The organism is Paenibacillus sp. FSL R7-0026, assembly GCF_038004485.1.
Classification (GTDB): Bacteria; Bacillota; Bacilli; order Paenibacillales; family Paenibacillaceae; genus Paenibacillus; species Paenibacillus xylanexedens_A.
This window is the reverse complement of the sequence record NZ_JBBORG010000001.1, coordinates 3,172,609-3,188,400: the sequence shown is the minus strand read 5'-3', so window position 1 is coordinate 3,188,400 and position 15,792 is coordinate 3,172,609. Positions and strand designations below refer to the sequence as shown.

Sequence of the window (15,792 nt, the reverse complement as noted above, 5' to 3'; positions counted from 1 at the left end):
TTTAATCCACTCCGTCTTCTCTAGTTATCTATTTAGTATTGGAATTTGTATTTCTATAAACTGTACATCTTGTTCTTGAGATAAGGGTAAATATAATTCCCTACCAGCTCCGTTCTCCTTGATCTGATAGTTATTATTCTCAATCCATGTAGCCAGATGAACACAGGCTTTACAGGCAAAGGTGGCATTGGAACGATAAGCTATGGTGGCCATCATGTGCTCAGCAGGAAGAGTCCGCAGTTGAAATGGGTCGGGAGGTGAAAGCAACTCACAGCTTAAGAAGTAACCTATTTCAAACTCGAATTCTTCCTCTTGTCCTGCGATTTCTTTCCACAAAACAACCTGAGGTCCGTCGATCAGTTGGCGCATTTCTTTTGTTAATGATTCATCAAACTGATGAAATAAACTCGGGATATCCTCTTCCCTCCCGCACCCTGTCTGAAAAAGAAACTGCCGAGCACCCTCCTCTTTGATTCGAATTTCTTGCCCAGTTTCGACGTGCCCCTCTTCCTCTATAAGCTGCATGCGTTCCTCGATCCGGACGAGTTTGGCTTGTTCCGTATCAATAATCTGCTGAATTTCGCTTCTTTTTAGCTTAAACATGCCTTGAATATTCTCCAATGTAATATGCTCCTGTAACAGCTGTGTGATTTGTGGCAACGTGAACCCCAATTCTTTATAAATGAAGATTCGGTTAAGCTCGAGAAGCTGATCTGCGGAATAGTAACGGTAACCCGTATCGTGATCTACTTTTCTCGGCTTAAGTATGCCAATCTGGTCATAATAACGCAGTGTTTTTAATGAGACCCTACTTAGCCTGGAAAACGCACTGATTTTGAACAACATATCATCTCCAATCTTTTAACATAATGCGAGTATATAGTTTCCCGTACAGGGGAAAGTCAAGGGTGTATATGCTTCTCATTTGCCTAGCTAAATCAATCACCGTCCTTGTCATCACTCTATGTTGCTGTTATGGGTAAGTCAAAGAACCGTTTTTGAATGAAACGTTCATTTATTTTGAACAAAAAGATGCCACTCATCGTGGCATTCTCTTGGTACGCATTCAATTATCCTGCTCAGCATTACTAATTTTTTAAATAAACAGATTATGATTGGCTTGTGATGCTTGTCCAAGATAGTAACCTACACCACCAATTTTGACTTGATCTATTAATTCTTCACGCTGAATTCCCATTAAATCCATGGACATTTGGCAGGCAACGATCTCTACTCCTTGTGTAATTGCGCTCTCAATCAATTCCTCCAACGACGGCACATGATGTTTTTTCATCAAACCACGGATCATCTTCGGGCCTGCTCCAAGCATATTCATTTTGGACATGCCAAGCTTCTGGCTCCCGCGAGGTAACATCATATCAAACATACGGCCGATCATGGTTTTGGTTAACTTCTGCGGCTGCGGCTTACGAATAATGCTCAATCCCCAAAATGTGAAAAATAGGGTTACTTTCCGTCCACTCGCTGCTGCCCCATTTGCAATAATGAGTGAAGCGATCGCTTTATCCAGATCACCACTGAAGACAACCATCGTGCTGGCAGGATCGCTGATGGGGGAATCCGATACGGGTTGTGCTGTATTTTTAGCAATGACAGACTCAATCGTACCGCCTTTCATTCTTTCCAACTGCAAGATTGTGGAACCCGACATTGTGGCCCATGCTTTGACATCTTCATAGAAGCCTGGATCGGAAGCTTTCACGCGAAGGGTTTCCCCGTTCGAAAGTTGATCCATTTTCTGCTTAACCTGAATTAGCGGACCAGGACAACTTAATCCGCATACGTTCAACTCATGATCAATACGTTGCGGCTGTGTTGAGTCAGAGGGAATAGACTTTTTTTCCTTAACGTTCTCCATAGGATCATGCTGCTCTTGTTTTACAGCAGTTAATGGAGCAGGCTTAAACTGGGCTTGACGGTATGTTTTATAACCACCACTCAAGTTTTTTACGCTAAAACCATGCTGGCGCAAAATTTGCGAAGCAGTGTAACCACGTAAGCCAACTTGACAGTATAGCCAGATTTCTTTGGATGGGTCTAATTCATCTAACCGTTGACGAAGCTCATCAACTGGAATAGAGAGTGAACCCGGAATATGACCATTTTGATGCTCAATTTCACTGCGTACATCCAGAAGTATCGACTGCCCCGGCTGACGATCAGCCAGTTGATTATAGGTGAACGTCTGAACACGTCCGGTGATCATATTCTCTGCTGCATATCCAGCCATATTTACGGGATCTTTGGCAGAAGAATAAGGTGGCGCGTAACTCAGTTCAAGCTCTGTTAAATCCCGGACATGTCCTCCAAAATGAATGGCTACAGCAATATCATCAATTCGTTTATCCACTCCATCATAACCGACTGCTTGTGCGCCTAAAATTTTGCCTTGCGGAGTAAACAGCAGTTTAAGAGTAATTGCGCTTGAACCCGGATAATACGATGCATGAGAAGCAGGGTGTACGATAACGGTTTGATAGTCCACGCCGAGACGCTGTAGTGTTTTTTCATTACTGCCTGTCGTAGCTGCGGTCATTCCAAAGACTTTGATAATGGATGTACCTTGTGTTCCTTTATAGGTAGAAGGAAGCCCTGCGATACGGTCAGCAACAATACGGCCTTGTTTGTTGGCAGGTCCGGCAAGTGGTATTGTTGCCTTCGTACCATGAATGGTTTCCGTTACTTCGATCGCATCCCCAACAGCATAGATATGTGGCACACTGCTTTCTAAAGCTTCATTTACGATAATATGTCCACGTGCACCCAGCGAAACGCCGCTATCTTTCAAAAAATAAGTGTCCGGTGTTACGCCTATCGCAAGAATAACCATGTCAGCTATCAGCGTATGACCATCCGCAAGTTCAACCCCTATGCCCTGCTCTAGGGAATGAAATCCCTGAACACGTTTGGAAAACAGCAGGTTTACACCATGATTCTCCATTTCCTGTGCTAATGCGGCTGCTAACTCGGTATCATAGGGTGTGAGTACTTGTGCGTTCCCCTCAATCAGCGTTACATCCAGACCAGCTTCCTTTAAATTCTCAGCCATTTCCACGCCAATAAATCCACCGCCTATTACGATTGAAGACTGGTTGTTAGAAGAATTTATCTGGTCTTTGATCCGATCAATATCTGGAATACTTCGTACGGTATAAATTAGTGGATTGTCCTTACCCGGCAGATCAGGAATGATCGGTTTAGCACCAGGTGACAATATCAACTCGTCATAGCTTTCTTCATATGCACCGCGCTCCTGAGACTGTATCTTAACCACTCGCTTCTGCGAATCGATAGCTACAACCTCACTTCTTGTACGCACATCAATACGAAAGCGATCTGCCATCCCTTTTGGCGTTTGCACCAGTAGACGCTCTCGATCATCGATGGAGCCACCTATATAATAAGGTAAGCCACAATTGGCAAATGAGATATAGGGCCCTTTCTCAAAGATAATAATCTCGGCATGTTCATCCAGACGGCGAAGACGTGCAGCTGCAGAAGCACCTCCAGCTACACCGCCAACAATAAGTACTTTTTTGCTCATGATTCACAATCATCCTTTTCAAATAAAGTTTTGATAATCTGTTCAACCCGTTGATCGGCAAGCACATAGTTCACTTCAAGACCATTGCGCTCCGTAGCAACAATACCTGCACTACGAAGTTTCTGGAGGTGCTGTGACACTGTTGATTGGGGAAGATCCAGACATTCCTGCATATAAGAAACATTACATTTTTTTTTCATCATCAGTCCCCGCACAATGCATAAACGAATGGGGTGAGACAAAGCTTTCAGCAGATTAGCTGGTTCATCGAACTGTTTAATGTTATTGCTGTCAAAAGCGGGAGTGTTCAAAAGTATTCCTCCTAAATCGTTATATCGTAATAATACGATTTATTGATTCGGCTGTCAAATGTATTCTGGATTGAATGCGTTCAATAAGTTTCATACCCGCTCACCCCTACGGCTTTGGCTTGTTCCAGGTGAAAGATAAAAATGATAAAATGCCTGCCAAAACCGCTAAAAGCGACATTTGACAGGCATTCATGCTGTATCAGGCCTTTATAGATAGCGATTTAATTAAACGTCTTATATTAGAGTATAACAGGCTGAATCAGTCCGTCCTTACCAAACAGAAGCGGATCCATACATATTTCGCGGTGATAACCCTTTCCAGAGGTAAATCTGGACAGTGGCGTGACAAAACGGTGATAGGCAATTTGGTATTGACCCGTTTCGGAATCATTAAATATACAGTGATGACCTGTGCCCAGCATGCCCTTCTCCACATTTTTGCTCAGGATTGGGTATCGATAGGTAATTGGACCATATAACTGCTCTGCCGTACCGTAATTCACATGATAGTCTTCACTGCCTGTATCATCACAGGACCACGTAAAGTGGTATAGTCCACCCTGCTTCAACACGGTTACAGCCTCACGAAAATCATGTAAGCCCGTCAGATTGCTCATCGTGTCCTCCACGACACTTATCATATCTTCACCCAGCTCCACAATGGCAGCATGTCCATTGCCAAATAACAGATACGGTTTTCCATTATCTTCGACATAGATAGAGGGATCAATCGCTTGTCCCATGGTAATGTCCAGACGTTTCAACTGCTCCATTGTGATTAAAGGCTGCGACTCGGCCAGGAATGGACCAATCGGTGTATCTGCTACAGCAACACCAATGGCACTCTCACCATTCCGCATTTTGCCACAGAAATAAAAATAGAACTTTCCGTTACGGCTGGCAATTGCCGGTGCCCAGGCATTACCGGTTGCCCAGGCAACATCCTCTGTTCCCAGATCAAGGATCACGCCTTCGTCTTGCCAATGCTTCAGGTCTGAAGAAGAAAACACCTTAAACTGTGTACCCGACCACCCCTCAAACCCATCTGTTGTTGGATACATATAGTAACAATCCCCATACTGTGCGACATCAGGATCAGCATATTGTCCGGGAAGCACCTGATGACCATCCCCGAAAGCTGCGAGAAGCCGGCTGCACTCCTCAGCTGTGATTGGCAGTACACTTCCATGCCGCTTTTGAGTCGTTCCCATATCGTAATCACCATCAGGGACGATTCGGAATTCTCCGCTTCCCAGATCTGTAGTCAACAGAGGAAGATAACCCTTGCCTTCAGCAAATCGATCAACAATAAGGCACCATTCCTCCCGGTCATTGAATTTAAAGATTTGAGGTCCCTCCACACCTGCCACAGCCTCCAGTACCGGGGATTGCAGCGTAGCAAACGCCCCTTTGTCCAGAGAGTCTCCTTTTTCTACCCTTATGTTTTTGGTTGTTTCATCCTTGGAGTATCGATAGTAAGAGCCAGCCGAAGAAAGAATCGTTGTATCAATAATATGATTATCCCGCTCAATGTATTTTTCCGATGCAGAAAACGTACGAAAGTCTTTTGTACGAGCGCTGTATATTTTTTGTTTTCGTTCTTGCTCCTGAGGTTCCTGCGTTGCAGAAGCCCAGAATACAAGAAACTCATCTGTTATTTCATCATACACAGCTTCCGGTGCCCAGACACATCCAGCGCCCTCAACACCTAGTGTAACGTTCCATGGGGATGACCAGTTTACGAGATTGCTGGATTCCCATACAATTACGTCACGGCTCCCGGCATTAACGGCTTGAGACCATCCTTTGCCGCTTGCGATGCGGAGATCCGTAGCAATCAGATAAAATTTATTATCCTTGACTGAACGAACCAGAAACGGGTCCCGTACCCCCTTTTCTCCAAGGTCGGAAAACAGCACAGGCGAGCCCCCATTAAGATCCTTCCAGTGAAGACCATCCTCGCTATAGGAGAAATAAACCTGCTCTCCGTCTGGTTGTTCGCCAATAAAATGTACAAAGAGATACCCATCATAATTTGGAGTTGTTTTGGTCAATGGTAAAGAGCCTCCTGAAAATGAAATTGATTTTATATTAACAGTAATATAAAAATGAAAGCGTTCTACTTATGTTGTATCATACTTCAAAAACAGCGGAATGAGTATATTTTTGTAATCTCGTAAGAAGATCATGTGAATCTTTCGCCGGAAACTATTGCCCTGATTGGAATGTTTGACTTGCTCCTCATGCAAAGAAATTAAAGTTATCGCCGTATTTGTTTAATTTACATCAGGTATACAAAGTTCTTGGTGTTCATTTACATATAAATGCTAATCTTTTTAATGATGAACAAATGAATATAGATTCATGCATTCATTTTTGTTGTTGAGATATTACGAGGAGGAATCATTGTGAAATTATCCAAAAGAGTATTACCAGCGGTAGCGCTGACTCTGGCTGTATCGGCTTCTACTCTCTTGTCTGGCGGACAAGCAAGTGCCGTTCAAGCTGTAAGTGTGGAGAAAAAACAAATCAAGAACATCATCTTCCTCATTGGGGATGGCATGGGGACCTCTTATACTTCCGCCTACCGTTATATGAAAGATGATCCTTCGACGAAGGGCATGGACAAAACCGTATTCGATCCTTATCTTGTTGGGGCACAAATGACCTATCCGGATGATGATAAACAAAATGTAACGGATTCCGCTTCCGCAGCAACGGCTATGTCGGCGGGCGTGAAAACATACAATGCGGCCATTGCCGTTGACCCTGAGCAGAAGGAAGTCAAAACCGTACTTGAGCAGGCCAAAGAAAACGGCAAGTCCACCGGACTCGTGGCTACATCGGAGATCACTCATGCCACACCAGCTGCATTTGGTGCCCATGATATCAGTCGAAAAAATATGGATGCAATTGCGGACGATTATTATGATGAGTTGATTAATGGCAAGCATAAGGTGGATGTACTTCTGGGTGGAGGGAAATCCAATTTTGTACGCGAGGGTCGTGACCTGACGAAGGAATTCCAGAAGGCCGGGTTCAGCTATGTGACGGATCGTTCCTCTCTCCTTGCCGATAAGAATCAACAAGTTCTTGGACTGTTTGCGGACGGAGGTCTGGACAAGTTGATTGATCGTACTGCTGCAACTCCATCATTGGCTGAGATGACCAATACAGCGATTGATCGCCTCAGTTCGAACGACAAAGGATTCTTTCTAATGGTCGAAGGCAGCCAGATCGACTGGGCAGGACATGATAATGATATCGTTGGCGCGATGAGTGAAATGGAAGATTTCGCAGCAGCATTTCAGGCAGCTATTGATTTTGCCAAAAAAGACGGTGAAACACTTGTCGTAGCTACTGCCGACCACTCCACAGGTGGACTTACGCTTGGAAAAGACGGAGAATACAACTTCTTCGTAGACCCGATCAAAGCTGCTCTGCGCACACCTGACTTCATGGCAGCACAAATTGCAAAAGGTGCTTCGGTTGAAGAAACACTGAAAAGTTATCTGAAACTGGAGTTGAAACCTGAAGAGATTCAATCGGTGAAAGAAGCAGCCAAAAGTGCGGATGTAACAAAGATTGATAATGCCATTGAAGCGATTATTGATAACCGTTCATTTACGGGCTGGACAACAGGTGGACATACAGGTGAAGATGTTCCGGTCTATGCCTACGGCCCGGCAAGTCATCGCTTCGCCGGTTTGATCGACAACACAGATAATGCCAAGATCATATTTGATATTCTCAGCAAGCATCAATAGTTTAGCAATAATTCAGTAGGTTACGATCATCCCTTCTCTTCTTTCATCCGAAGAGAAGGGATTTTTTTCATAAAATCCTTATTGATATGCCACTCTACCTTTTATGAACATCCTCAACCGTAGCCGTTCTATACTTGGCTTTTTTCATGACCGAAACTTGTGCATTCACTTCGAGTAAGGCGTACGCCTGTCCCGAATTTGCTAATATGCATTATATCCCATGGAGTTGGTTACCTTATACAAAACCGCTTGCATTGAAGGGAGAGAAATCCGATAAATGCAGTTAACGATTGGTTAAGGCAGATTGCCCACAACTATATTCTCATTGTCATTGCTGCGGTGCTCTTTTTTGCAGTCAAAGCAGTCATTGGATTCTATACGTACAAGCATTATGATAAAAAATTGGATGCACTTAAAGATAAGGTAGATCGCCTTCTGGAAGAGAAGACAACGGAGTGATGCAGCTTATTGTGAGCTATACAAGTAACAAGCTTTGGAGGAAAAATGCATGTTAGGAAACTTTTTGTTGGGTATGGTCATTCCCATTATATTGGGTGCATGGATTCTGCGTCGGAGCTTTACAATCTTTATTCTATATTATCCACTTGGTGTGGCTATTGCAGCATGCATCAACAATATCGGGTTTAATTACTTCTGGAATATTCTTCCGAATACTCATAATCAATCCTTTGCTGCTCTTCCAATGGATCTTGGAATTTATCCAATTGCCGGATGCCTGATGATGTATGCCATCATAGTCAAAGATGCCAAGCCATGGGTGGCGATTCTTGTTTCAGCCTCGTCTCTCACATTATTAGAATGGCTTGCCAAAATGATGGGGCATGTCATTTATTTTAATGGATGGAACATACTTTGGACTTTTTTGTCATACCTCCTGCCATTTGTTCTTGCTTATGGTTACAGTAAAATATTGAGGTATACCAAGTGAAGTTTCACTGAAGCTTTCGACTAATAAGGCAGGACAGATGATATGGGTTAACGCTGATGGGCATACGTGCATATCTTAACTCATATTTGTCTTGGAGGGATTCGTAATGTATGTGGCATATCCTTATGGTTACAGGTACACTTTTACTCCGGTATGGGCAACATCATCAGCCGAAGCGCTTGAATTAATCAAAACGGCTGTGCAAGGAGAACGAAACGATGAGCTGTTCTATGATTCACTGATTCAGTTGTCACCCGATGCCAATCAGGCTGCCATCATCACGAGCATCCGCAATGATGAACGCGGACATAATAAAATGTTCCGCCAAATGTACAAGGATCTGACAGGTCAGGAGATTACGGGCATAAGCAGTGAGCCGGTTGAGACAGTCACCTCTTATCCTGCCGGACTGCAAAAGGCGTTTCAGGGTGAATTGGCGGCCGTGGAAAAGTATAGAAAAATATGGTTTGGTCTCCCTTATGGCATATATAAAGACACGGTGTGGGGAATCATCCTGGACGAACAGAAACATGCGGATAAATATAACAATCTGATTACCTACAATTTGCCGAGATAGTCATGTATGGGATAAACAACGCGCGGATTCTTTTAATGATGAACAATTGAAATCAGCAAAAAACCAGTGAATGAGTAAAGCTCACTGGTTTTTTTGCTTTGCCGAGTCGCTCTTTTATAATCCTGAGTTTAAATGCACTCTTTCAACATATCCGGCTCCACATGAACGTGAACGGTGTATACGTCATGCTCCTCCATTAACTCATTCTCTACGTCTGTACAGATATCGTGTGCTTGTTGAAGATCCAGCTCAGCATCAACTGTTATGACAACGTCTACTACAACGTTATTGCCATAGTTCCGCGCTCTCACGTCTTTAACCGTCTCTACGCTGTCAATTCCGGCAATCGTTTTTTTGTACTCCTGAATCAGTTCAACATCAAAACCATCCGTCAGATGATGTGTGGCTTCCTTGAAAATGTCCCAAGCGGTCTTGCAGATCAGAAAACCTACGATGACCGCCGTTACAGGGTCCAGCCATGGGAGGCCGAACTGGGAACCCACGATCCCAATGACCGTACCGGTACTCACCCAGGCATCGGAGATATTATCACGAGCTGCAGCCATGACCGCCTGACTTTTAATACATGTAGCAAGTCTCTTGTTATAGCAATAGACCAGATACATGATAACCGCGCAGAAAATGCCTGTGTACGCAGCGATGATATCCGGAGATTCATGTGTACTCTGAAACACAGAACCAATGGCTTGAAACAGTACTTGTAAACCTACTGCCATCATAATGAAAGAAGCAACAAGTGACGCAACAGTCTCTGCTCTCCAGTGACCATATGTATGATCTGTGTCGGCTGGGCGTTGGGCAAGCTTCAAACCGATCAGTACAGCTATTGAGGCCACAATATCGGTGGCATTGTTTAATCCATCCGCCTTGAGTGCTTCTGACCCGGCCATATTGCCAATGACTAGTTTTAATACGGTCAAACATATGTAGGCGATAATGCTGATGATAGCTCCGCGCTCCCCCAGCTTTAAATTATCGTATTTAAGTTGATCCACATGATATCCTCCTGCAATCTTCAATTCAAGCACGTGTATGATGGTACCATTGAAGATTTGTGTGGGTCTAGAGAAACGTTTTGAGTGTGACGAAACATAATCTGAACGCGGCAATTTTTTTAAGAGAATCCAAAAAAGTTGGATTTGGCAAACTTAAATGATTAATGGGTGGTAAGAGGAAGGTGGCCGACTGCCTTCCCTTGTAACCACACTTTCTTGCACTTAGACACAAAGAGCCAAATGGATCGTTTTGATCCACTCGGCTCTTAGCGTTATTTTACAATCATTTGTATAACATCACTTACCTTCGATCCCACTTCCATTCATAAATCACTGCCCTTATTCAGAAAGTGTCGGTTCATCTGGTGTCTCATTTGCAAGCAGCTCCGAATCATCAGAATGCCGTTCGAACATAACTGCGTCAACTCTCGTATAGATCATATCATCAGGAAGCGTTGGCGGGTCTACCGTTGTAGGCGTAACCCTGGTTAATCGAACATACTCGCTACCGTCGCCCGTAAAGTCGAACGTCCCCAGATTAACCCAACCCGATGAGCCGACCGTTGCATCGATATAGGTGACCTCGGTACCCGCTTTATGTTTCACTTCCACTTTGACATTGTTATCGTTTGCCGTCGTATGGACGAGCTTGTAGATCGAGACCGTATATTTCCCCTCTGGGAACTGGCCTTTCCACGTTGCAGACGATCCTTGAACTGTAGAGTAACGGGACTTAACCCCAATTTTATATCCGGCTAAATTGCTTTGGCTCCAAGACCCTTCTGTCGTGTATAACCCAGTTGTATCTGTACTGTCCACGATAACCGTTAGGTCCCTGATCGTGATGTTCAAGTGCGGAGTGGTTAAGGTCACTCCATCAATCGTGACAGTAGCCCATACCTCAATGTGATCCGTGTTCCCATCGAGATTAAGAAGAGTCACCAACCCACTGCTATTCACTTCAGCCAGATCCGTACGATCAACGAAATACTGCACATCGGCTTGTGTAAGATCACCGATCAAACCGTTATCCAAATAGCCGGTTACGCTCAGTTGTGCGGTTTGAGTCATCTGCAACTCGTTCCGATCGGACAGGATCACAGCAGACTCCAATTGCGGTACCCTGTTTGGGTCCACCCACATAATTGCATCGGCAACGACTCTGGACTTGTTGGCCTTATTGGTTAATTCCACGTACCCGCTATCGCCTGCAGCAAAAGGATAATCCCCTAGGTGCACCCAAGTACCATTCGCTGTTGTCTCATCAACTGGCACCGTCTCGGAGCCGCCGCTATGATAAACGGTAAATGAGGCGTTTGTTGCCCAATTTTCACTCGCAGTGGTGATTTGCGGAATCTTGTAATACACACTGTAAGTGACACTTTCCGGCAGCTCAGGCCGCCATCTCATTTTGCTTGTCGCTGTGCCGGACGTAGATTTGGCATACACATAGTTATCATAATAATAATCGTTAGCCGTCGTATCCCTTATCCAGACGCCTTCTGTCTCCGCCTCCGTATTATCCACGATAATGGTTGAACTATCCTGCCCATCGGGTTGGACTGGAGTTTCCGTTACCTGATCCGGCAGATAGAGTGTCCGCTTACGGGTCTGTTTCCCCTCCGATTCCACGTAATACGTGAAGGTTTGGGATAAATCATTCATCCGTATCGACCATTCCATCGGATAGATCGTATCTGGGACGCTCGTATAAGTAGCGCCGCCATCCAATGAATAATGGATTGTCGCTGGTTTCGTTGTTTTGGCCTGCACATAAGCATCATAAACCGTTTCGTCAGGCTTAACGATCAGCATGCCTTTAACCGCATCAATTGGACTGTGTGTATCAAAGAAATAACTTGCATCCGATGTATCTGCCGTTCTAACCTGATGCAGCGGCACATCAATATCGAGTCCTTCTACAATGATCGCGGTGATGCCCTTGCCTGAAACCGTAGCTTGAATGATTCCACCACTCATTACCGTTTGCTCTGGTGTACCATTGTCGCGGATAATCGTTACGGCGTAATCTTGTGCCGGGTTGAACCCAATAATTTGTTCATTTAATTCAATTGGAGTCTGAACTTCTTCTGAAGATGCGTTGCTTAACCCGATGTAGAATTTATCGCCGCTCTCACCCGTTATCCAATTCAATTGAGGATGGTTGGTCTTAATAATCCCCTTGGGCATCCATAGCCAAACGTCGGAGTTACCATAAAATTGCCCTGGTTTATTCCCATAGAGATGATATTTAAACCATAAAAAATTCGTTTCAAATACGGAAGGAAACGTAATGCTCCCGTTTGATTTCAACGATTGTTCGCTGATCAAATAATCCATCGTTTGCCCAAGCTGCCCCGGGATATGGTGATAATAGATGGATGTAGCCCCGCTTGGGCCTTCCAGAGGAAAGTCCGGTTCAAGTTGGCTAACGGCGAAGCCTTTATAATAATAACCTGGATAACTGGAATATCGTCCAATAACCGCATTATGAGCAATATCCTGTAGCAGTTCATCCCCTGTATAGAGCGACAATCTCAGCATGAACGGAGCTTCCTGAGCATTCATACGATAATAGCCAGTTGTACTTCCTGCTTCAAACGTCAATCCGCTCGGTGAAACAAGCCAACGCTCCGCTTGAACACCTCCGACAATATCTTCGGGAAGCTTGAGCCTAGGATATTGAAATTTACCACTTTCCGGCCAATGGAACGACTCCGCGTAATTATATGTCTCCGGCTGAGGAATCGTAACGTTACCTTCAGGAACCGGGCGAGCAACAAACATGGTTGCATAGCGTTTGGCTTCCTTATAGGCGGCATCCAAGTATTTGGGATCCTGCGTTTCCTCATATAGCTCCAAGATCTCCATCCACAGCTTGCTATAATAATAAATGAACTCATTTTTACTCACATCGACGGATGCAGGCGTATCGATATGTTGCGTGATATAACTGTCGGCTGCATCCTTCGCAGCCTGCAAATACTGCGCATCTCCCGTCATCCGATACATCATCAGGGGCTGAATGACAGGACCCCGGTCTTTCTGATCCGGGTCACGCACAAGGTACTCTTCCTGAGCGAGTGCACCAATGCCTGCCGAAGTGCCCATCATTTGGTTGACAGCGGCTACACTTGAAACATCAAACGGCAGAGTAGCCATTTTCCATAACGAAGGCACACCGTATACTTTCTTCTGCGTTGGCGACCAACCGATACCATTTCGCGATACGCCATACTGGACGGACGGTAGTGCTCTCGTATCGTAAAGCTGGTCATCCCCAGTTAAATAATAAGCTCCCAAAAGAACTGCATTTGAGCTTGTTCGAACGCTATCCTCGTTTTCGATATCGATAAAACCCTTGGCACGGCTCCACCACCCGCTGGGTGATGGGACATAATTCACAGAGTCGTCCCCTTGTGGCTCAACCTTAAGCAAATCGATCATATTAAACATCGCGTCAGTAAGCGACTGATCTGACACATTTTCGCGGTATGCTGAATAATCGTACTCATTGCGAAGAATATCCGCGTAGGACTCATACAGATTGCTTTTTTGCGCGATTAGCCCCATATGAAATTGATACGTGTTTTCTGCGGTCATTTGCGAATAAGTCCCTAATTGAGGCGCATACAGGATTGGCTGCACGCTGCCTTCGTTGTTGACCAGGCTCATGCCAAGCCGTTGTTTCGTAACGCCTCCCGTCGGTTCAAATTCAACCGGAAGCTCTGCCGAAGGTACAAATACGCCATAGGTCAATGGATTTCCTGAACCATCATTTTTCTCAACCAGGCTCATCGGAGCGCTCAGCTCTCTTAAACTTGTTGATTCCACCGTACCTACCATTTTGGCATGTGACCTGAATCCATTTAACACTTCATTGATGCCTGATACGGACTCTGTTGTGAAGGACTGATATCCAATCACATAGTTGCCGTCGCGGCGAGGTGTAAAAGCAAAGGAAACATCTGGTTTATCCCCTGTCATGGACCAGTTCACTTCAAAATCGTAATCACTGCCATGCGTAGAATCCGTTAATACCGCCGTGTGGTTGTCGGGAAAAGTGATCCCGTCAAATGTAATCCAACGTTTGTTCATTGTATCGTAGTAATTGGTTCGGCTGCCTGCATTCCCATCTAATAAAACCCATTGCTCCTCAAGTCTTTCCGATTCATTATTGATTGGAACCCAGTTCCCCGTCTCTGTGTTCTTGTAGAACATGTCACGAACGATGGATTTGCCCCCATCCCATGCTGCTTCATAGAAGGTTGCCTTGTAGTTAGCATTTTCGATGCTGCCTTTCTCTGTGTAACTGAGATTCGCTAAGGTACGGCTTCTTAGCGGGGGGAGCGGTGGTGCTTGCTGTCTGATATTCCCCTCGAACTTGACTGCATCAGCCCGCGTAATAATTGTACCCGTAGAAGGTTGCGTTCGAGTCAGCCTGACAAATTCGCTATCATCACCACTAAACTCATACTCTCCCAAATCAACCCATCCGACCGATGGACCTGACGAAGGTCTAAGATCCATAAACTTAACATCCGTAATCCCGTTATGAACAATTTCAATTTTCACATTACTATCTGCTTTATCCGCCCAATCCAGCTTATAGAACGATATTCGCGCCGTCCCTGCTTCCAGGCGTGGATTCCATGTGATGCTTCTATTTACGGCGTCTGTATATTTAGAACTGGAATTATTGTAACCCTTCACTCCCGCACTTGTGCTCCAATATGGAGCGGAGAATCCGTTATTGACGTTGCCTGAATCAACAGTGACGACATGATCAATCGTGAGACTTCCATCATCAATGATAATCGTCTTATGTGGCTCTTTTTGCTCAATATTCCCTTCGAACTTGACCGCATCAGCACGTGTAAGGATTGTGTTCGTGGTGCCGGTAGACCGAGTCAATCGAACGAATTCTTCGCCAGCTCCGGAAAAATAGTACTCTCCCAAATCAACCCATCCCGCTGGCGCGCCAGATGAGGGTCTTAGATCCATATAGACTACATCCGTGGTTCCATTATGAACGATCTCAATTTTCACATTGCTATCTGCTTTATCTGCCCAATCCAGCTTATAGAACGATATTTTCGCCGTTCCTGCTTCCAAGCGTGGATTCCATGTTATCGTTCTGCCTGCTGTACTCGTATATTTGGTGCTGGAAAGATCATACCCCTTCACCCCTGTGCTTGTAGTCCAATTTGGAGCCGCATATCCATTGTTCTCGTTACCCGCATCAGGTGTCACAACATCATTGATCTTGATACTCCCGTCATCGATGATAATCGTCTGATAAGGTAAGGTCTCCGCATAAGCGGCCCTTATTCCGATCAGGCTGAAAGGAACTACGATCGTCAACATGAAAACGATGAAGAAAAACAGCTTCATTTTGACCATACAATTCACAGCCTCTCCCTAAAATGATAACGCTTCCAAAAATGAGTTGCCTTTTGCTCAAATGATCGTAAAAAAGCACTTAACCTTCCCCTTCTGCCTAATCCCGCTCTGTCGTTTTTATCTTAGCATGTTAGATCACGGTGAAATTTCTTTCATTTTAAGAATTTCTTATACGATTTTAAGTAAAAAAAGAAACCTACATCC

9 protein-coding genes are annotated in these 15,792 nt (G+C 44.7%); 3 read left to right on the top strand and 6 right to left on the bottom strand.

Annotation, left to right across the window (positions count from 1 at the left end; translation table 11 throughout):
• Window positions 1–24: 24 nt before the first annotated feature.
• From MKY44_RS14275 to MKY44_RS14260, 4 genes are all read right to left on the bottom strand, one after another.
• Window positions 25–843, bottom strand: a complete 819-nt coding sequence (locus tag MKY44_RS14275) for a MerR family transcriptional regulator (protein ID WP_341009856.1) — start codon at window positions 841–843, stop codon at window positions 25–27.
• A 253-nt stretch (window positions 844–1,096) separates the two neighbouring features.
• On the bottom strand, window positions 1,097–3,565 hold the full coding sequence (locus MKY44_RS14270; protein ID WP_341007586.1) for an FAD-dependent oxidoreductase: 2,469 nt from the start codon (window positions 3,563–3,565) through the stop codon (window positions 1,097–1,099).
• Window positions 3,562–3,876: an ArsR/SmtB family transcription factor gene (locus tag MKY44_RS14265; protein ID WP_036615511.1), complete on the bottom strand. Its 315-nt coding sequence runs from the start codon at window positions 3,874–3,876 to the stop codon at window positions 3,562–3,564. Before MKY44_RS14265 ends, MKY44_RS14270 begins: the two co-directional genes overlap by 4 nt.
• 239 nt (window positions 3,877–4,115) lie before the next feature.
• On the bottom strand, window positions 4,116–5,930 hold the full coding sequence (locus MKY44_RS14260) for a family 43 glycosylhydrolase (RefSeq protein WP_341007585.1): 1,815 nt from the start codon (window positions 5,928–5,930) through the stop codon (window positions 4,116–4,118).
• A 351-nt stretch (window positions 5,931–6,281) separates the two neighbouring features.
• Between MKY44_RS14260 and MKY44_RS14255 the strand changes: the two genes are divergently transcribed.
• From MKY44_RS14255 to MKY44_RS14245, 3 genes are all read left to right on the top strand, one after another.
• Window positions 6,282–7,643 (top strand): alkaline phosphatase, encoded by a 1,362-nt coding sequence (locus MKY44_RS14255; protein WP_341009855.1) that lies wholly within the window; start codon window positions 6,282–6,284, stop codon window positions 7,641–7,643.
• Window positions 7,644–8,151: 508 nt separating this feature from the next.
• Window positions 8,152–8,592: a hypothetical protein gene (locus tag MKY44_RS14250; RefSeq protein WP_341007584.1), complete on the top strand. Its 441-nt coding sequence runs from the start codon at window positions 8,152–8,154 to the stop codon at window positions 8,590–8,592.
• Window positions 8,593–8,698: 106 nt separating this feature from the next.
• A complete protein-coding gene (locus MKY44_RS14245) occupies window positions 8,699–9,169 on the top strand; it encodes a ferritin-like domain-containing protein (RefSeq protein ID WP_341007583.1) in 471 nt (156 codons plus the stop codon).
• Between the two features lie 128 nt (window positions 9,170–9,297).
• On the opposite strand, the gene MKY44_RS14240 is transcribed toward MKY44_RS14245, so the two are convergent.
• Window positions 9,298–10,185 (bottom strand): cation diffusion facilitator family transporter, encoded by an 888-nt coding sequence (locus MKY44_RS14240; protein ID WP_341007582.1) that lies wholly within the window; start codon window positions 10,183–10,185, stop codon window positions 9,298–9,300.
• Window positions 10,186–10,524: 339 nt separating this feature from the next.
• Entirely contained in the window at window positions 10,525–15,588 is a 5,064-nt protein-coding gene (locus MKY44_RS14235; RefSeq protein ID WP_341007581.1) for a golvesin C-terminal-like domain-containing protein, read from the bottom strand.
• Window positions 15,589–15,792 lie beyond the last annotated feature (204 nt).